This is a genomic window from Thalassotalea sp. Sam97 (assembly GCF_041379765.1).
Taxonomy (GTDB): Bacteria; Pseudomonadota; Gammaproteobacteria; order Enterobacterales; family Alteromonadaceae; genus Thalassotalea_A; species Thalassotalea_A maritima.
This window is the reverse complement of record NZ_CP166919.1, coordinates 1218136-1238301: the sequence shown is the minus strand read 5'-3', so window position 1 is coordinate 1238301 and position 20166 is coordinate 1218136. Positions and strand designations below refer to the sequence as shown.

Annotated in this window: 17 protein-coding genes; 10 read left to right on the top strand and 7 right to left on the bottom strand. The window is 42.9% G+C overall.

The annotated features are described in order from the left end of the window. Nucleotides 1-44: 44 nt before the first annotated feature. The 3 genes from prmC to hemA all read right to left on the bottom strand — a co-directional run bounded on the left by prmC (nt 45) and on the right by hemA (nt 3382). Nucleotides 45-908, bottom strand: coding sequence for a peptide chain release factor N(5)-glutamine methyltransferase (gene prmC, locus ACAX20_RS05470; RefSeq protein WP_371189133.1), 864 nt, complete (start codon nt 906-908; stop codon nt 45-47). Nucleotides 909-974: 66 nt separating this feature from the next. Further along, nucleotides 975-2063, bottom strand: a complete 1089-nt coding sequence (gene prfA / locus ACAX20_RS05465) for a peptide chain release factor 1 (protein WP_371189132.1) — start codon at nt 2061-2063, stop codon at nt 975-977. Between the two features lie 47 nt (nt 2064-2110). Further along, on the bottom strand, nt 2111-3382 hold the full coding sequence (gene hemA, locus ACAX20_RS05460; RefSeq protein ID WP_371189130.1) for a glutamyl-tRNA reductase: 1272 nt from the start codon (nt 3380-3382) through the stop codon (nt 2111-2113). 874 nt (nt 3383-4256) lie between these two features. On the opposite strand from hemA, the gene lolB reads away from it, so the two are divergent. The 6 genes from lolB to ychF all read left to right on the top strand — a co-directional run bounded on the left by lolB (nt 4257) and on the right by ychF (nt 9350). Beyond that, a complete protein-coding gene (gene lolB, locus ACAX20_RS05455) occupies nt 4257-4829 on the top strand; it encodes a lipoprotein insertase outer membrane protein LolB (protein ID WP_371189129.1) in 573 nt (190 codons plus the stop codon). A gap of 2 nt (nt 4830-4831) precedes the next feature. Beyond that, nucleotides 4832-5701: a 4-(cytidine 5'-diphospho)-2-C-methyl-D-erythritol kinase gene (ispE, locus tag ACAX20_RS05450; RefSeq protein ID WP_371189127.1), complete on the top strand. Its 870-nt coding sequence runs from the start codon at nt 4832-4834 to the stop codon at nt 5699-5701. Between the two features lie 110 nt (nt 5702-5811). Further along, nucleotides 5812-6759, top strand: coding sequence for a ribose-phosphate pyrophosphokinase (locus ACAX20_RS05445; RefSeq protein WP_371189126.1), 948 nt, complete (start codon nt 5812-5814; stop codon nt 6757-6759). A 268-nt stretch (nt 6760-7027) separates the two neighbouring features. Next, nucleotides 7028-7636: a 50S ribosomal protein L25/general stress protein Ctc gene (locus tag ACAX20_RS05440; protein ID WP_371189124.1), complete on the top strand. Its 609-nt coding sequence runs from the start codon at nt 7028-7030 to the stop codon at nt 7634-7636. 14 nt (nt 7637-7650) lie between these two features. After that, entirely contained in the window at nt 7651-8241 is a 591-nt protein-coding gene (gene pth / locus ACAX20_RS05435; RefSeq protein WP_371189123.1) for an aminoacyl-tRNA hydrolase, read from the top strand. A 17-nt stretch (nt 8242-8258) separates the two neighbouring features. Continuing rightward, nucleotides 8259-9350: a redox-regulated ATPase YchF gene (gene ychF / locus ACAX20_RS05430; RefSeq protein ID WP_371189122.1), complete on the top strand. Its 1092-nt coding sequence runs from the start codon at nt 8259-8261 to the stop codon at nt 9348-9350. A gap of 150 nt (nt 9351-9500) precedes the next feature. Here the strand turns inward: ychF and adhE are convergent, their stop codons facing one another. The 4 genes from adhE to truC all read right to left on the bottom strand — a co-directional run bounded on the left by adhE (nt 9501) and on the right by truC (nt 15495). After that, complete coding sequence (adhE, locus tag ACAX20_RS05425) at nt 9501-12188, bottom strand: bifunctional acetaldehyde-CoA/alcohol dehydrogenase (protein WP_371189120.1); 2688 nt, start codon at nt 12186-12188, stop codon at nt 9501-9503. A gap of 261 nt (nt 12189-12449) precedes the next feature. Beyond that, entirely contained in the window at nt 12450-14096 is a 1647-nt protein-coding gene (locus ACAX20_RS05420; RefSeq protein WP_371189119.1) for an AMP-binding protein, read from the bottom strand. A gap of 129 nt (nt 14097-14225) precedes the next feature. Beyond that, nucleotides 14226-14435 (bottom strand): cold-shock protein, encoded by a 210-nt coding sequence (locus ACAX20_RS05415; RefSeq protein WP_371189118.1) that lies wholly within the window; start codon nt 14433-14435, stop codon nt 14226-14228. 265 nt (nt 14436-14700) lie between these two features. Then, a complete protein-coding gene (gene truC / locus ACAX20_RS05410; protein WP_371189116.1) occupies nt 14701-15495 on the bottom strand; it encodes a tRNA pseudouridine(65) synthase TruC in 795 nt (264 codons plus the stop codon). Nucleotides 15496-15681: 186 nt separating this feature from the next. Between truC and ACAX20_RS05405 the strand changes: the two genes are divergently transcribed. From ACAX20_RS05405 to ACAX20_RS05390, 4 genes are all read left to right on the top strand, one after another. Next, entirely contained in the window at nt 15682-16728 is a 1047-nt protein-coding gene (locus ACAX20_RS05405; protein ID WP_371189115.1) for a DUF3549 family protein, read from the top strand. Nucleotides 16729-16756: 28 nt separating this feature from the next. Further along, nucleotides 16757-17062: a DUF3301 domain-containing protein gene (locus ACAX20_RS05400; protein ID WP_371189113.1), complete on the top strand. Its 306-nt coding sequence runs from the start codon at nt 16757-16759 to the stop codon at nt 17060-17062. Nucleotides 17063-17649: 587 nt separating this feature from the next. Continuing rightward, nucleotides 17650-19125 carry a hypothetical protein gene (locus ACAX20_RS05395; protein ID WP_371189112.1) on the top strand — a complete coding sequence of 492 codons (1476 nt, stop codon included), beginning with the start codon at nt 17650-17652 and terminating at the stop codon, nt 19123-19125. Beyond that, nucleotides 19116-20165: a succinylglutamate desuccinylase/aspartoacylase family protein gene (locus tag ACAX20_RS05390; RefSeq protein WP_371189111.1), complete on the top strand. Its 1050-nt coding sequence runs from the start codon at nt 19116-19118 to the stop codon at nt 20163-20165. The genes ACAX20_RS05395 and ACAX20_RS05390 overlap by 10 nt, the downstream gene beginning before the upstream one ends. Nucleotide 20166: the final 1 nt, after the last annotated feature.

Genomic DNA, 20166 nt, shown 5'->3' with positions numbered 1-20166 from the left:
ATGCGCTAAGCCTTTTTTAATGACTAATGTTAGTGAGTACTAATTTAATCGGGTAAATAGCCATAAGTTATGCGTGGGTTACCACCATAGTCATACGCTGTATCGACGTTGACATAACCTGCTTCTGCTAAGATCTGTTGCACCTGTTGGTGTTGTTCAAAACCATGTTCTAAGTACAAAGCCCCTGCTGGCTTTAAATACTGTTTAGCCACATCAACAATGTGAATAATATCGGCATAGCCTTGATTTTTCGCTATCAACGCCGATACCGGTTCATAACGCACGTCGCCCTGCGTTAGGTGCGGATCGTCATCGGCAATATATGGTGGGTTTGACACAATAATATCAAAACGCTTACTCGCATCGATATTTGTAAACCAGTCACTTTGATATATAGCCACATGGTCGAGTTGCAATGTATTGGCGTTGTCTTTTGCTAACGTCACCGCTTGGTCATTAAAGTCAACCGCGTCAACTTGCCAACTTGGGTTTTCATGAGCTAAAGCTAACGCTATTGCCCCAGTTCCAGTGCCTAAATCTAATAACCTAAGCTGTCGCTGTGGGTGATTTTCTAACACCGTCTCAATGAGCACTTCGGTGTCAGGACGTGGGATCAAGGTGCAAGGTGCTACCTTAAAGTTCAGCGACCAAAACTCTTGATAACCGATAATATAGGCAACCGGCTCCCCTTGTTGGCGGCGCTCAACAAATTCCTGAAATTGCCGATATTGTGCATCCGTTAATTGCTGTTCAGGCCACGTAAGCAAGTAGCTTTTCGGTTTTTTTAATATGGCTGATAACAAGACTTCACTATCAACTTTTGCGTCGTAGGCGTCTTCAAATGCTAAAAAGCAGTGTTTAGTTATCGCTAAACACTGCTTTATTGTTAGGTTCGTTTTACGTTCCAAACTCTGATTCCAAATTGGGGTTCCAAACTAAGATTACAAACTTTGTTTACGAAAAATAACCGTTGATTAATTGTTATCTGCTAACGCAGCCAGTAAGTCTGCTTGGTTTTCTTGCATAATAGGCTCTAATACCAGCTGCAAATTACCTTCCATAACCTCTGCTAAACGATACAAGGTTAAGTTAATACGGTGATCGGTCATACGACTTTGTGGATAGTTGTAAGTACGGATACGCTCACTACGATCACCCGACGCAACTAACGAACGACGTGACGATTCTTCTTCTGCACGGCGCTTATCATCTTCGGCTTGCTGTAAACGAGCCGCTAATACGGACATTGCTTGGGCACGGTTTTTGTGCTGTGAACGTTGATCTTGACACTCAACAACAATCCCCGTTGGAATATGGGTAATACGGATCGCTGAGTCTGTTTTGTTAACGTGCTGACCACCAGCACCGGATGCACGGAACGTATCAACTTTTAAGTCTGCTTTGTTGATTTCAATGGCTTGAGATTCTGGGATCTCTGGCATCACAACCACGGTACACGCGGATGTATGCACACGACCTTGAGACTCAGTTTCAGGTACACGTTGCACGCGGTGTCCACCACTTTCGTATTTCATTTGGCCATAAACGCCATCACCGCTAAGCTTAACGATGATCTCTTTATAACCGCCGTGTTCACCTTCATTCATGTTAATGATTTCGGTGCTCCAGCCCTGCTTTTCACAGTAGCGAGTATACATACGATACAAGTCACCAGCAAAAATTGCCGCTTCATCACCACCGGCACCAGCGCGGATTTCAACAAAACAGTTGTTATCATCATTCGGATCTTTTGGTAATAACAAAATCTGTAAATCATGCGCCAAAGTTTCAATCGCCTCTTTCGCGTCTTTAAACTCTTCTTGCGCCATATCGCGCATATCAGGATCATCGTCCTTAAGCATTTCTTGCGCCATTTCAAAATTATCTTGCGCTTGCTTATAGTCGTTGAATACTTTCGTCACTTCTTCCAGTTGCGAAAACTCTTTTGATAACGCCTTAAACTTTTCCTGATCACCGATGACATCAGGATCAGACAATAAGTGTTGTACTTCTTCAAAGCGCTCAACGAGCGTTTCCAATTTTTGGTATACAGAATCTTTCATGTAGTTATTTTCACCAAAAGTTATATAAGAGCGACGATGATTTAAATCTAGTTTTGTTTCGTTTCTAAATCAAAAACATCGTGCAGATAGATAAGTTTGTCCAGCTCGCCACCTTGTGCCGCTTGCTGGATTGCCCGCGTAGGTGCGTGCATTAAATTATTTGTTAACTTGGTCGCCAATTCTGCCAACACCGCATCAGGATCTTTATTATTGGCTAATTGTTGTTTGGCTTTGTCGAGTAACTCATCACGCTTTTGCATGCATTGCTGACGATAAGCCACCACTGAGTGTTGCGTTTTCAAACCACGCAACCATGCCATGAAGTCATCACAGCCATTACCGACAATCTTCTCGGCGGCAACCGCCGCTTTACGGCGATTTGCCAAATTTTGCGCCACTATACCTTGTAAATCATCGACCGTATATAAGAAAACATCTTCCAGTGCCCCCACCTGCTCCTCGATATCACGAGGAACAGCGATATCGACCATAAAAATTGGTCGATGGCGACGCTTCTGCAGTGCTTGTTCCACCATACCTTTGCCGATAATAGGCAACGTAGAAGCGGTCGATGAAATAACAATATCTGCATCGCAAATATGATCTGGAATTTGCGCCAAGGTGATCACATCTGCACCAATCTCGGTAGCCATATTTTGCGCTCGAGCAACCGTTCGGTTGGCAACGGTAATTTTACCAACTTGATTGTCATACAAATGCTTAGCGACGAGCTCAATCGTTTCACCGGCACCAATCAACAAGACTTTCGATTTTTTCAAATCGGCAAAGATATGCTTGGCTAAATTAACTGCAGCAAAGGCTACAGATACCGCGCTAGAGCCTATTTCAGTTTCGGTGCGCACTTCTTTGGCAACACCAAAGGTACGTTGAAATAGGCGCTCCATGACAACATTCATCGACCCTGCGGCTTTGGCACTTGAATACGCTTGTTTCATTTGTCCAAGGATTTGTGGTTCACCCAAAATAAGTGAATCAAGGCCACAAGCAACACGCATCATATGATTGACCGCTTTACCATCTTGATGCCAATACAAACTCGGTGCAATCGCACTCGCGGTGACACTATGATAAGTTTCTAACCACTGGGTGACTTCCTGTTGAACCGTGTCAATGGGGCGATCTTTGACAAAGTATAATTCGGTACGGTTGCAGGTAGATAAAATAGCCGCTTCTTTACATTCAAGCTGCTCAACCATTTGCTGCAATGCGTGTGTGAGATTGTCTGGCGTAAAAGCCACTTTTTCTCGCACCGACACGGGAGCAGTATTATGGTTTATTCCGACAGCAAAAATGGACATAGTATATTTATTAACCTGTGTTGACACGTTGAGACGATAACCTAAATAATTATAATGTTATCGACACATCTGTTATGTCACTTTAAAGGCCGAACAACCGTAAGCAACCTAAATCCAAACAAACAGATGCAAATATTTCAATTAGCTGTTAATTTTACGGGATTACAGCAAAGATGAAAAGATACTCGGCTCAATTCCCAGAAAAATATTAAGGATATTGGCACTATAATAAGCGTTATTAACAGCTTTGTGATTGGCTATCAACAACAACGATCATTATTTGTGCGCATAAACTCATCATTAGAGCGTGTTGATCTTTTGAGGTTGTTTTTACAGCAATTTATGATGTTTTTATACAAGGCAGAGCTTATGTTGTGTGGTTACTCCACATAAGTAAGTGATAACACAGTAGAAAGGCATCATAAAAGCTGTCCTTTGGATTCGTTTAAATGCATTTTTTTCATTGTTACTTGCTTTGTGCGTAGAATAACTATGCGTATCACAAGTGCCGCGATAAAAATGCATTTAATTCGAACAAAATTTAACCCTAAAAGATCAACACGCTCTAGTTGTTGATATAAGAACAGATCATCGATAACAAGCATGTGGTGCACTTAACGAACACCTGTTGTCACACGATAAATAGCTGCTCCCATTGTGAGTAAAATAGGCTGAGTTAGTAACATGTGATGAGTTAGGAAATAAGCTGAGTTTAATGTGACTATTAAATAGCTAAAAAATCTCTATATTAATTTCGAGCTGTTAAATTAAACAACCAAGGCAATTTATGTTTTTTCGACACCCTATAACAAATAACAATATCAATGCTTTAGCTAAGCCAAATAGATGCCTAGCTAGGTATTTATTACCCGTTTTGCTGTTACTTTTACTACCGGCTTGTACAACCCTATATTCAGATAGCGAACTCTATCAGCAGCAATCGGCGCGCGAGCAAGCACTCAACGGCGTAAATGACTGGCTTATACGGGGCAAAATAGCTTTCCTGCAAACAGACGGTAAACAAAGTGCTAACTTATATTGGTGGCGACAAGCACAGCGCCAAGAATTAAAGTTGACCACGTTTTTAGGGGTTAACGTGCTGACGCTAACGACACAATCTGGTTTGCATACCCTTGAGATTGATGGCAAAACCTATCAGCATCGTGATTTAGATTACTTACTCGCGTCAATTTCTGGCATCGATTTGCCTGTATCCGCACTGACGATGTGGCTCAAAGGAATGAAGTATACACACACAGACGATATTCAATACAGCGATACTACCGAGTTACCAACTCGGTTAACGAGCCACCTTAATAATCGTCACTATCAAGTGGACTATCAAGGTTATACCTTAGTCAACCAATTTCGCTTGGCTAACAAACTGACCATACATCATGATAATATGCGCATCAAATTAGCGATCAATACTTGGGAACTTTTCTAATTATGCAGCCTTATTATCGTTTTAGCTCGGTTGCAAAAATCAATCGATTTTTGCATATCAACCGTCGCAGGGAAGACGGCTATCACGAATTACAAAGCGTATTTCAAATGTTAGACTTCGGTGATTATCTGCAATTCCAAATCACCAACAACAATGACATTCAATTACTCACACCTATTAACGGTGTGGCTAATGAAGATAACCTAATTGTTAAGGCGGCCTACGCTTTAAAACCCTACGCCGACAATCCCCTGGGTGTGAATATAAAATTAGAAAAACGCTTGCCTATGGGCGGCGGCCTTGGTGGTGGATCATCCAACGCTGCAACGGTATTACTCGCCTTAAATACGTTATGGGATATTAACCTTAGCACCGACGAGTTGGCAAAAATAGGCCTAGCGCTAGGCGCTGATGTGCCAGTTTTTGTCCACGGTTATACCGCATTTGCTGAAGGCGTTGGCGAAAAATTAACACCTGTGACCATAGATAACCCATGGTTTTTAATTACCGTGCCGGATGTCCATATTTCGACGGCAGAGATTTTCAGTCACCCTGATTTACCACGTAACACCCCCATATTGGCTGCAGAAGCGATAGATATTGAGCAATCGGGCAATGACTGCGAACAGTTAGTGATAAAACTTTATCCCGAGGTTGCCAAGCTTATGGCATGGTTGTTAGAATACGCGCCGTCGAGGTTGACGGGAACCGGTGCGTGTATTTTTTCTTGGTTCAATAACAAAGAAAGTGCGGAAGCAATTCAACAAAAATTACCGCCAGGTACGCAATCGTTTATAGCCAAAGGCCTTGATAAGTCGCCAATCTTACAAGAATTGCAAGATTGCACGGCGTCGACAATAAAGAGTCGATAAGATGCTAACATTAGATTAGCTCTCGCAGCTTAGTCCGCGAATGAGGTTTTAAGCCTCAATCTGACTAAGCTATTCTAAGTAACGATGTCAAAGTTTCTGAGGAACTGACAGTGCCTGACATGAAAATTTTTGCGGGTAACGCCACCCCTGAACTGGCTAAAAAAATCGCCGATCGTTTATATATCAGCCTTGGCGATGCGAAAGTAGGCAGTTTCAGCGATGGTGAAATCAGCGTTGAAATTACCGAGAACGTTCGTGGTTCTGACGTTTTTATTATCCAATCTACTTGTGCGCCTACCAACAACAACCTAATGGAATTGATTGTTATGGTTGATGCGTTACGCCGCGCTTCAGCCGGTCGTATTACCGCGGTAATCCCTTACTTTGGTTACGCTCGCCAAGATCGTCGTGTACGTAGTGCTCGTGTGCCAATTACAGCAAAAGTAGTTGCTGATTTCCTTTCAAGCGTTGGTGTTGACCGTGTATTAACCGTTGATTTACACGCTGAGCAAATTCAAGGTTTCTTCGATGTACCAGTAGACAACGTATTTGGTTCTCCGATTTTACTTGAAGACATGTTGGCCAAAGAATTGGATAACCCAGTCGTGGTATCACCAGATATCGGTGGCGTTGTTCGTGCCCGTGCTGTTGCTAAGCTTCTTAACGACACGGATTTAGCGATTATCGATAAACGCCGTCCAAAAGCGAACGTATCACAAGTCATGCACATTATTGGTGACGTTAAAGGTCGAGATTGTATTATCGTTGACGATATGATCGATACCGGCGGTACACTATGTAAAGCTGCGGCAGCATTAAAAGAACACGGTGCGCGTCGTGTCTTTGCTTATGCCACTCACCCGGTATTTAGTGGTGATGCCTACGAGAACATTAAGAACTCTGTCATCGATGAAATGATCGTTACGGATTCAATCCCGCTAAGCAAAGAAATTAAAGGACTTGATAAAGTTCGCCAGTTATCATTAGCAGGTATGTTATCTGAAGCCATTCGTCGCGTTAGCAACGAAGAGTCAATCTCAGCAATGTTTGAAGCCTAAGCGAATCAACGCTAATCGGCAACCGGCATGTAACAAAGTCGGTTAAACATTGAAAAAAGTGCGCCTCGAGCGCACTTTTTGTTTGTTAATGGCATAAAAAATGTTATTATTCCGCGCCTTTTTCATTTGCCCCTTACGTTATTGGTCGTTTATTTAGCAACCGCTAACCATTGGCTAATGAAAATACCGCCTAATATTAGGCACTAAATATTGTTTTTTGGTCGCGAAAAGCAATGAATCTTTTTATTTAATTTATAGAGAATCTATCATGGATATTTTTACTTTAGATGCTGAAGTACGTACTGATCTAGGGAAAGGTGCGAGCCGCCGCCTACGTCACGCGAACAAAGTTCCAGCTATCATTTACGGTGCTGGTGAAGAAGCACTTTCTATTACTCTTGCGCACAACAAAGTTTTCCGTGCACAAGAAGAAGAAGCGTTTTACTCACACGTGTTAACTCTTAACGTTGACGGTAAGGCTGTTGAAGTTGTTCTTAAAGACATGCAACGTCACCCGTACAAAGAGCAAATCATGCACTTAGATTTCTTACGTGTTGACGCTAAGAAAGCTTTACACCAAAACGTTCCTCTTCACTTCATCAACGAATCAGTAATTGAAAAAGCTGGCAACACTGTTGCTCACGCTGCTACTGAAATCGAAGTTGAGTGTTTACCAGCTAACCTTCCTGAGTTCATCGAAGTTGACGTTGCTGGTTTAGAAGCAGGTCAAACTCTACACCTTTCAGATATCAAACTACCAAACGGTGTTGTATCTGTAGAACTAGCTAAAGGTGCAGATCACGACCAAGCTGTTGTTACAGTGAATGCTCCTAAAGGCGGTAGCGAAGAAGCTGCAGAAGAAACAACTGAAGAATAATCGCGAGGGTAACCTTGACGACTAATATTCAGTTGGTTGTGGGCCTGGGTAATCCAGGCCCCGAATATTCCAAAACACGCCACAATGCAGGCGTCTGGTTTGTTGAAGAACTTGCTAGACAATATAATATATCCCTGTCTCCCGACAAAAAATACCATGGTGTATACGGTAAAGGCCTGATTGGCTCTAACGTTGTCCATTTATTGATCCCAACAACCTTTATGAATCGTAGCGGTAAAGCAGTTGCTCCGTTAGCGAACTTTTTCCGTATTCCAGTTGACAATATCTTAGTTGCTCACGATGAGCTTGACTTAGACCCTGGTGTAGTAAAAATCAAACAAGGTGGCGGTCATGGTGGCCATAATGGGTTACGAGACATTATCGCTTGCATGGCAAACAATAAAGATTTCTATCGCTTGCGAATTGGTATCGGCCATCCAGGCCATAAAGACCGAGTCAGTGGTTTTGTGTTAGGTAAAGCCCCACAAAACGAACAAGCATTACTCGACCAGTGTGTCGACGAAGCGGCTCGATGCTTCGCCATTTGGCAACAAGACGGCTTGAAGAAAGCGCAAAACCGTCTACATTCGTTTAAAGCGCAATAAACAGCAGGATTATCATCATGGGTTTTAAATGTGGTATCGTTGGTTTACCAAACGTTGGTAAATCTACCCTTTTCAATGCATTAACTAAAGCCGGTATTGAAGCGGCAAACTTTCCTTTTTGTACCATTGAACCAAATACAGGTGTGGTACCTGTACCCGATCCACGTTTGGATCAGATTGCCAGTATTGTAAATCCTGAGCGTGTTATTGCCACTACCATGGAATTTGTTGATATTGCTGGTCTTGTTGCAGGTGCTTCAAAGGGTGAAGGTTTAGGTAATAAATTTTTAGGCAACATTCGTGAAACCGATGCGATTGGTCACGTAGTTCGTTGTTTTGAAAATGACAATATCGTTCACGTTGCTGGTAAAGTAAATCCAGCTGAAGATATCGACGTCATTAACACCGAGTTGGCACTTGCTGATATGGAAGCTGCTGAGCGTGCGCTTGTTCGTCAAACTAAAAAAGCCAAAGGTGGCGATAAAGAGGCGAAATTTGAGCTACCGATTTTAGAAAAAATCCTAGCGCATGTTGAAGAAGGTCACATGATCCGCTCGCTTGATTTATCGAAAGAAGAAATCGCGGCGGTTAAGTACCTAAACTTCTTAACAATTAAGCCAACCATGTATATTGCTAACGTTAATGATGACGGCTTTGAAAATAACCCATATTTAGACCAGGTTCGCGAAATTGCCGAGCGTGAAGGTGCCGTTGTCGTACCTGTTTGTGCTGAAATTGAGGGTGAGTTAGCGGAAATGGACCCAGAAGACCGTGAAATGTTTATGGCGGAAATGGGTCTTGAAGAGCCAGGTTTAAATCGTGTAATTAACTCAGGTTACGGCTTATTAAACTTGCAAACGTATTTCACTGCAGGTGTCAAAGAAGTTCGCGCATGGACGTTTAAAAATAACTCAACCGCACCTCAAGCTGCAGGTGTTATCCATACCGATTTTGAACGCGGTTTCATTCGTGCTGAAGTCGTTGGCTTTGATGATTTCATCGCTTGTAACGGTGAAGCCGGTGCTAAAGAAGCTGGAAAATGGCGCCTAGAAGGTAAAGATTACCTTGTTAAAGACGGTGACGTTATCCACTTCAGATTCAACGTTTAATCACAACGTTAATCACTGATCAAAAAATAAAGCCCGAACATCATGGTTCGGGCTTTTTTATACGTCACATTTTATCGCCAACCTTATATCTCTATCCTTGGCAAAATTAAACAACAGCCATTACTTTGCAAACTATTGTTTCACGTTTGCTTAAGACTTTTTCTTTTTCGCTTTAGGCTTTGCTTTACTCGCAGATTTGCTGGTTGCCTTAGTAGCGGCTTCGGCAGGCTCACTGTCTTCTTTATATGGCTGACCATAATAAGAGGCTGTCAGTACGTCTTTTAGTTCGGTTATCAACGGATAACGTGGGTTTGTCGAGGTACATTGATCATCAAACGCTTCAACCGCTAGTTCATCTAACTGACCTATAAAGTCAGCTTCCGAGACGCCAGCAAGCTGAATTGACGACGGTATGTCTAACACCGCTTTGAGCTCTTCAAGCCACGTTAATAAACGTTCAACTTTATCTTGGGTGTTGTCACCGCGCTTGCTGAGTTCCAAATGGTCGGCAATCTCTGCGTAACGACAGTTGGCCATAGGACGCGAATACTGGGAAAATGCGGCTTGTTTTGTTGGGTTGTCGTTGGCGTTATAACGTACCACATTGCAAATTAATAAGGCGTTGGCTAAGCCATGAGCGATGTGAAACTCAGCGCCGACTTTATGTGCCATAGAATGACACACACCTAGAAACGCGTTGGCAAATGCGATACCGGCGATGGTTGCCGCATTATGCACTTTTTCTCGAGCAATGGGATCATTGGCACCTTTTTGGTACGCTGATGGCAAGTACTCTTTTAATAACTTCAATGCTTGTAATGCTTGGCCATCTGAATATTCATTCGCAAGCACCGACACATACGCCTCTAAACAATGAGTGATGGCATCATAGCCACCAAATGCGGTAAGAGATTTAGGCATGTCCATAACAAGGTTGGCATCAACAATCGCCATATTTGGGGTTATCTCATAATCGGCTAATGGGTATTTCGCCCCCGTTTCATCATCGGTAACGACCGCAAATGGGGTCACTTCAGAGCCTGTACCCGAGGTTGTCGTAATGCAAACAAGTTCGGCTTTCTCACCCATTTTAGGGAATTTATAAATACGCTTGCGAATATCCATAAAGCGCATGGCGAGCTCTTCAAATGCGGTATCTGGATGTTCATACATTACCCACATAATTTTTGCTGCATCCATTGGTGAGCCGCCACCAAGAGCAATGATCACATCCGGTTGAAAACTCATCATGGCCTCAGCGCCGCGTTTTACTATCGATAATGTTGGATCGGCTTCAACATCTGAAAACACATGCGTATCCATGCCTAAGTCTTTGAGAATTTCGCCGATTTCGTCGGTGTAGCCGTTGTTAAATAAAAATTTATCGGTCACGATAAAGGCACGTTGCTTACCCGATAAGTCAGATAAGGCAACCGGTAAACAACCACGACGAAAATAAATCGATTTAGGTAGTTTATGCCACAGCATGTTTTCTGCCCTCTTGGCGACCATTTTTTTGTTAATTAAATGCTTGGGACCCACATTTTCAGAAATCGAGTTCCCGCCCCACGAGCCACAGCCTAAGGTTAACGATGGTGCTATATTAAAATTGTATAAATCGCCAATACCACCATGTGACGTGGGAATATTTACCAAGATCCGCGCCGTTTTCATTTTATCGCCAAAATAGCTTATGCGATCTTTATTCAAATCTTGGTCGGTATATATCGCTGATGTATGACCAATACCACCAAGCTCAACCATAATACAGGCTTGAGCGACAGCATCTTCAAATGAAGATGCTCTAAATAACCCCAAGGTTGGCGATAATTTTTCGTGAGCAAAAGGGTCATCCATACTCACTCGACCGCCTTCGCCGATTAAGATTTTGGTCTTCGGCGGTACTTCGATGCCTGCCAACTCGGCAATTTTCACTGCTGGCTGACCAACAATATTGGCGTTTAAGTTACCGTCAATAAGGATTATCTTACGAACTTTATCGGCTTGCGCTTTACTCAACACGTAACCATTATGATTGGCGAAACGCTCCTTAACTTGCTCATAGACGTCATCCATAACGATAACCGCTTGCTCCGACGCACAAACGACACCGTTATCAAAGGTTTTGGACATCAAAACTGAAGCCACTGCCCGCTTGATATCAGCGGTTTCATCAATCACCACAGGCACATTACCAGCGCCTACGCCTATTGCCGGTTTGCCTGAAGAATAAGCGGCTTTAACCATTCCCGGCCCGCCGGTTGCCAATATCAAATTAATATCCGGATGAGTCATAAGCGCGTTTGATAGCGCCACTGATGGCACATCTATCCAGCCGATAATATCTTCAGGAGCCCCGGCAGCAATCGCCGCATCAAGGACAATTTTAGCGGCTTCATTGGTTGCGTGCTTGGCACGCGGGTGTGGAGAAAAAACAATTCCATTACGAGTTTTCAAGGAGATTAAGGCTTTGAAAATGGCGGTAGACGTTGGGTTGGTAGTAGGCACAATACCGCAGATCAAACCAACGGGCTCTGCAATTTCAATGGTGCCAAACTCCTCATTGACGTTAAGTACGCCGCAGGTTTTCTCATCTTTGTACTTGTTGTAAATGAATTCCGAGGCAAAATGATTTTTAATGACCTTATCTTCAACAATACCCATGCCTGATTCTTCCACCGCCATTTGCGCTAAGGGGATACGGGCACTATTAGCGGCTAATGACGCAGCTCGAAAAATTCTATCTACTTGCTCTTGGCTATACTCGGAAAACTTCTTCTGCGCGGCCTTTACGCGCGCCACCATCTCATTTAGTTCATCTAGGGTGCTAACAGGCATAAGCCCTCCAGTCAATTGAGCCATATAGTCGCAACATGAGGACGATAAATGGCGAAGGATGCAAATAGATATAACTATAATGAAGATTTGAAAATCTGCCTGTTTTTATGGGCTATCTCAGAGCGATCAGAGCAGCCTATCCCTGTGCTCATTCATGGCGAACTTCATTGATAAACTTGCAGATTTTGAATGTAAAAACGCCGCTATGTTTAACTTATACTTAAACGAGTAGCGGCGCTGTATAGCTGATTGGATTGTCGGTTAGGCTTCGATAATAACTTTATCGCGAGTTTGCTCGACAAGCTTGTCTTGATAATATTGCTCGATTTCGTTGCGCTTAAGTTTTAACGTCGGGGTCAGTAACTCATTACTAACATCCCATGCGTCTTTACAAACGTAAATATAATCAAGTTTTTGGTGCGACTCTAGCTCAGCGTTAACCTCTGTTAAGGTGGCTAATAAAGATTGCTGCACACCGTCATGGCTGGCATCAATACCCTCAGCTAAAACAACAAGCGCCAGAGGCTGCGGACGGCCGTAACCGATAACGCAAACTTGCTCTATTTGTACGTTTTTAGCAAGCATTCGCTCGATGGGTACGGGAACAACATATTTACCTTTTGCCGTTTTAAACTGCTCTTTGATACGGCCAACGATCTTATAAGCACCATTGTCATCAATTTCACCTTTGTCACCGGTTCTAAACCAGCCATCAACAAACGCTTCAGCAGTGGCTTTGGGACTATGATAGTACTCTTTGAATACCGCGTCGCCACGAATAAGCACTTCATTTTCATCCGATAGTTTCATTTCAACGCAATCGACCGGTTTACCAATGGTGCCCAGTAGCGCTTCTTCAAATGGTAAATTACCGGCAGATAGGCCCGATGTTTCGGTCATGCCCCAACCTTCACTGATATTAACGCCCACTTGTGCATACCACTTAAGGACATCAACAGAAATCGGCGCGCTACCACTAGCAAACAAACGGCAATCGGCTAAACCTAAGCCTGCGCGGATCTTTTTTGCCACCATATTACGCACCACCGGAATTGCTAATAAAATATTTAGCTTCCAAGATGGCATTTTCGCTAATATTTGCGACTGGAATTTGCTCCACAGACGCGGTACTGAAATAAACAAGGTCGGTGAGCAGTAACGTAAATTATCGATAAACTTATCTAACGATTCTACAAAGTAGACTTGCATACCCGACTCAAACGCGTTGCATTCAACCACGCAGCGTTCAGTAATATGGGCAAGCGGTAAATACGATAAAATTCGGTCATTGCCTTGGCTACCAATCACCTTAACGGTTGCATGAGCCGCAGATGACAAGTTTTTGTAGCTGATCACCACCCCTTTCGGTGCCCCTGTGGTGCCCGAGGTATAAACAATCGACATGCAGTCATCCATGCCTGCTTCATGCAACTGCTCTAATACTGGCTGTTCATTGAAAATTTGCACTAAATCCATATCGCCAGCGATGGCGTTAGGATAGTGGTTGCCAAATGAGATAATTTCGATAGCGCCCTTATCAGCACCTAAAAAAGCATCGGTTTTATCTAATGGACCAACAAAGATAGCCTTCATTGCACTGTGTTCAATGACATAACTAATGGTACCTTTACCAGCAGTACCGTAAATCGGCACACTGATCATACCCGCCATCATGATAGCCAAGTCGGTAATAAACCACTCAGCACAGTTTTTAGCGAGAATACCGATGCGTTCGCCTGTTTGATAACCTTGTTGTTGTAGGTAATGCGCTATCTGGCGAGCTTTTTTCTCGACCTCTGCAAAGGTAAATGTATGGTAATCACCTTCAATAGGTTGATGTAGGAAAATATCGTTAGGACGTGTGCTAGCATGAAGAAGAAAGTTGGCTAATGGCGTTTTATATTCCATATTACAGGCTCTTATTAATAATTATTGTTATTTAATATAGGGAAATTACCACAAAGATAAAGCGCCTGCCATAAAAAAAGCCGTAGTCATCCGACCACGGCTTTTTTCAACAATTTTTTAGCAAGGCTATTATAGCGGTTTTACATTTTCCGCTTGTGGGCCTTTTTGACCTTGAACAACTTCAAACTCAACTTGTTGACCGTCAGTTAGAGTGCGACGACCAGTACCTTGAATTGCACGGAAGTGAACAAATACGTCTGGGCCTGATTCTTGAGCGATAAAACCAAAACCTTTCTCGTCGTTAAACCATTTTACTGAACCAGTTTTTAATTCTGACATAATATTTTCCTAAAATTTTACATTTACATTGTTGGCTACCATTAGCCAACGGGTGGAGCTTTGTGTTGCTGTTGTGTCTTATGTCGAGATGTTGGAACAGTAGATCGAACTATCGATTTAAAACAGAGACAGTTTCAAAACTTGCATTTTTCACTATACGCCAATCCCTTGGCTTTACAAGTTAAATTTTAACCTTTTGATAAAATTTTTATAAAACAGAGCAATTTGATATCGGCCAATGACTGTTCGCTGACAATTTTTGCGGTTATTGTGCTAATTGTTGCGCTTGCTGATGCCAGTCTAGCGCGTTGAACACCTGTCGCCAATGGTGGTCTATTGGTGCCGTAATACAAATTTGCTCCCCCGAATGTGGGTGAACAAACTGCAATTTATAAGCGTGTAACATGAGTCGCTTCACGCCAAAATGCTCCGCGAAAAACGGGTTTTGTTTATTATCTCCATAATTTATATCACCGATAATTGGGTACCTTAAATGCGCTAAATGGCGACGTATTTGGTGGCGGCGACCTGTGTGTGGCATCAGTCGCATTAATGAATAACGCACACTCGGGTATTTACCCACGGCAATAGGCAACGTCGCCGTGTTAACGCAGTAATAGTCGGTAACGGCTGGTTTAGCAGGCAAATCTTCACCTACGAATTTATCTCCTAATTTATCGAGCTTTTCTTGGATTGGATAATCAACTTGACCGGAGCCGACAAGATGGCCTCTGGTGATGGCATAATAGGTTTTGTCAACGGTTTTATCTGTAAATGCTTGACCCATCGCTCGAGCGGTTTGCTGATCCAGTGCAAACAGTAACACCCCGGATGTTGGTCTATCTAAACGGTGAACAGGGTAAACATAGCATCCCACCAGATCTCGCACTAACTGTAAGGCGAAATAACGTTGGTCTCGGTCGAGATAAGAGCGATGCACAAATAACCCGCTAGGCTTATTTACGGCGACTAAGTTGTCATCTTGGTACAATATATCTAATTTCGGTGCATCATCGGCCACCGGCATTAACTGTTCATCTAATTGCTGCTGATCTAACACGAATGCCTCAGAAAGCCACTTAGGCTCTATCAATAAATAAAGGCATTTATTATAATGCCTGGCACTGAAAAGCAAAACTTGCAAATCCACAATATTTATTTGCAGTGTTCTCTCCATAAACCGTGGCATTGACATATTCGATATTCACCTGCGGGAACCCTGATCAAATACAATACGAGTAGCACAATGATCAAACAAACCATCGATACCATTTCCGAACTTCTGCAACTATCTGACGCTAACTTTCGTATTTACGATATTGGCCGCAAGGTTGTAAAAATCAGCAAAAAAGAGTTTCAACAAGTCGAGCAAGCGATGATGCCATATCCATACCCTATTCAAGGGCATGCGATGTTTGCTTTGGTATTTTGGCAACAGCAAAACCAAACACCCTACATTTGGTTTGTAAAAATGCCGTTAGATGAACGAGGGTTATTAAATCAGGGGGCTCGTAACCACTACCTAGCAATCATTCTTGAAGCTTTGGGTAATGACTTAACTCAGGACCCTAGCGAAAAACAAGAAGAATTATTGCAAGCAAACCCATACAACTTTACGCCAAGTCAATACAAACTAGCGACACTGAACGCCGTGGTTAAGCGCGACTTAAAGCAAGTGGCCTCTAGCTTTTACGAACACTGTCAACTTTACATGGCTGGTAAACTTGGTTTTGATGATTGGCAAGGGGTTGCAGTACAAGGTATCTGTGACTTTGCAGCCAGAATAAATGAAGAAGCAAACCAACACGCACTGGTTAAGGCGATTCCTCAATTGCCGATCCAGGTGTTCGCGCCTCTTGCTAGTGCTTTAGAAGGGCAAACCATACATATTGATGTTATCAGCGCCTTATTAGGCGCCGGAGATAAGGCTATGACTGAGGCAGATGCAGACAATGTAGCGAATGTTCTTCGAGCGCTGTCAATGCACAGCGATAATCCGACCGTCGTCAGCTTTATCAATAAGCTATTGGCAAGTGATGTTGGTCATGATTTAAATGTTCTGGTTACCATTTGTGGTAAAAATTGGCCAATATTAGCTGATCAAGATATGCTCGCTAAATATCTTGATGTTGTTAGTCAAAGCCAACCAAGCGATATCTTTGCAGCTATCTTTCAGGATCTTGTTGCCCTACCGTCGGTGCGCCCACAATTGCTACAACTGATCCGTTCAGAGCAACGCAGTGAATCGTTAAGCAATGCTTTGGCGGCAATGTTTAATCGCACCAAGGCCTAATAAATAACACGAATAAACAGGACGTTACATGGTACTTTCAGACATATATTTGTTATTAGCGATCGCCCTCGTCGTTGGTTACACATTTTATATTCGTGATATCGCTGAACGAGCACGAACGGTGTGTCAGCAGTACTGCAAACAACATCGCTTGCAATACATCAGCATTGCGCGACAAGCCACTCGCATTGCATGTAATAAACGACGCGGTATTTTTATTCGCTGTGAGTTTGTATTCGAATTTTCGGGTGATGGCGAAAGTGCATACCAAGGCACTTTGATTATGAATAATAAAAGCGTAAAAGATTTTATATTGCCACCCTATAAAATTTAAAACGTAGATCATGTGGCGCATTTTACGGTTAGCAAGCTAAACATCAGCTCACATTGTTGTTTGGTTTGCTGCCACTCAATCCCCTTTATCGTCCACGTCTCGTCCATGTCTGCGCAAATTAGCACGTTAATTTAATCCCGTTTAATCATTGCTCATACTTAGTGAGTCAGCCCAATAACATCAACGCTCATTTTTCTTTTGACCTTTGTTACTTCTCGGTCAAGGCACCAACCATGTAAACGAATAGTTAATTGATTTTGATCAAACCATTACTAAACTGAGTTTGGCAAGATAATACCAATCACACTAAGTTTGTGCCCAACTCAGAGTTAGGGCAGAGGTTCAGTTACAACATAGATTTCATTGATATAGTCATTCTATATTAATGAAATATAGGGCCGTAAATGGGCCTCTGGTAAACGCCCTACGGGTGAGTTTTAAAGGCTTTTATACTGCGTAAATGATTTTGACAATGGAGTAACCATTCTCTGCAATCAAAGCCTTGCCTAAAAGCCTTTAAATTCTCACTGAGTGAGCAATAACTTAATGTGATTGGTATAAGACTATCGTCAACAATGGAGCTTGCCATGGGACAAAACGTACAACAACGCAATTGGCAACAACAAGATTTCAGCCAATTTTCGCAAGTGCTCTACCAACAACTGGATCAGCTAAAACAGGTCCTCAAGCACCCAACGTTTGGCCAAGAGCCCTTAAAGTTAGGGGCTGAATTAGAGCTATATTTAGTGGATAACCAAGGCGAGCCATTGTGCATCAATCAACAGGTATTGGCGGATCTTAATGATGAACAATTTACACCAGAGCTAAACCAATACAATATCGAATTAAACTTAGCCCCGGTACTACAGACCGCTTCGCCGTTTTCAGCCCTCAAAGCAGAGCTTGATAGTAAGTTGGCTAAACTCGCCGCGATAACTCAGCGCCGAGGCGGGCATGCTATCCCCATAGGTATCTTACCCACCCTGACGAAAGCACAATTGACAGAGCAGTGTATGACGCCGCTTGAGCGATACCGTTGCTTAGGTAAGTTTTTACGCCAGCAACGAGGCTCTGACTTTTCAGTTAATATTAATGGTAAAGAGCCACTCAAAACACGGTTTTCCAACATTTGCGCCGAAGGAGCCAATACCTCTTTTCAGCTGCACCTAATGCTTAAACCTGAGCAGTTTTCAGCGGTTTTTAATGCTGCTCAACTGACGTTGCCATTGATCACAGCGATTGGTGCCAACTCACCAATATTTCTCGGGCACCAATTATGGGATGAAACCCGCATTGCTTTATTTAAGCAATCTATTGATGTGCGTCACGCCAGCACTAACGACAGCCAACAACCGGCTCGGGTTAGTTACGGTTGCGGTTGGCTACGCGATAGCGTTTGGCAATTGTTTGCCGAAGCCATAGCGTTATATCCGCCGATAATTCCCATGTGTTTTCCTAAACAAACCCGCAACGGTCTGCCCAAGCTGCACGAATTGTCTTTACATATGGGCACACTCTGGCCATGGCATCGTCCTGTTTACGATCATCATGGCAATGGTCATATGCGTATTGAATTTCGTGCGATCCCCTCTGGCCCTAGTGTCGAAGACATGCTCGCCAACGCGGCTTTTGCTATTGGTTTGGCGGTTGGTATGCAAAAACACAGCCAAGATATTATTGCCATCATGCCATTTAAGTACGCTGAATATAATTTTTATCGGGCTGCGCAGCATGGTTTAGAAGCGCAAATATTTTGGCCGTTATATCATAAATATCAACTGCATATGACACCGATCAGCGAAGTCATCGCTTCATGTTTGCAATACGCTCACCAAGGACTTGCAGATATTGGCATCAGTGAACAAGAGCGCAATTATTACTTAGGTATCATTGAAAATCGACTACAACACTCACTTACAGGTGCCCGCTGGCAACGTAAAACGTTAGATTATTTTCTGCAACACCATAATAAAGAGGATGCGTTACATTTACTAACCAAGCACTACTTGCAGCAATACCAAAGCCATAAGCCGTTACATCAATGGGAGCGAATATGGATGTAGCTTACTCAGAAATTGTCTATTTAAAAGATCCGGATATGCAAACGCTAAAAGCCGATTATGAACAGTTTTTGTTAAGCTTGTGTGCGCCTACGGTGATCGATATTTCCGGTCAGCAACAACATAGAACGCGGGTTATCGTCACCTTGATACACGGCAATGAACCGTCAGGGTTGATCGCTTGTCACCGCTTTTTAACCTCACTAAATGGCGGTAGCCGGCCGATAACCAACGTGCGTTTTATCATTTGCTCTATTGAAGCGGCAACATTGCGACCTAGGTTTTCTCATCGCTACTTACCTGGTGGCGAAGATTTAAATCGTTGTTTTAATCAAAATGGCAAGGCGGGTTATGTGCAGCGTGCAAAGCTTATTGCCGAAGCTATTAGCGAAGTAACCCCCGAAGTTGTAGTCGATTTGCACAACACATCAGGCTTCAGCCCGGCGTTTTCCGTGTCGATAATGAAAAATGAAATGGCCTTATCGATAACCTCGTTATTTTGTCACGCCCTGATATTGTCGCAAATTCGTTTAGGCGCATTGATGGAGCAAGATTTCGGCTGCCCGACGATTACGATAGAATGCGGTGGAAGCCAAGACGCGCAGTCACATGAGGTGGCCTATTTAGGCATAAGCAAATTAGCTCATTGGGACAATATACAAAACTGTCACCAACAAAACCCAGTGGGGATCTATTTAAATCCATTACGTTTACAAATCAAAAATCACATACCATTGCATTATGCCGATATTGATTTGGGTGAAGCAGGGGTGACCCTCATAGACCATATTGAACAGCACAATTTTGGAATTGTTTATGCTGAACAAATGTTGGGATGGGTGGATCATCACGGACTCGACAATTTAACTTTGCTCGACGCCAATGGTATCGAACAAATTAATGCGTATTTTCACTTACGTGGCAATCAATTATTACCTAAGCGTCCTATCAGAATTTTTATGGCTACGCGACAAGCAGATATTGCTCGCAATGACTGCTTATTCTATTTGGTCAATGAAGATAATCATTTTAGAGCGTGTTGAT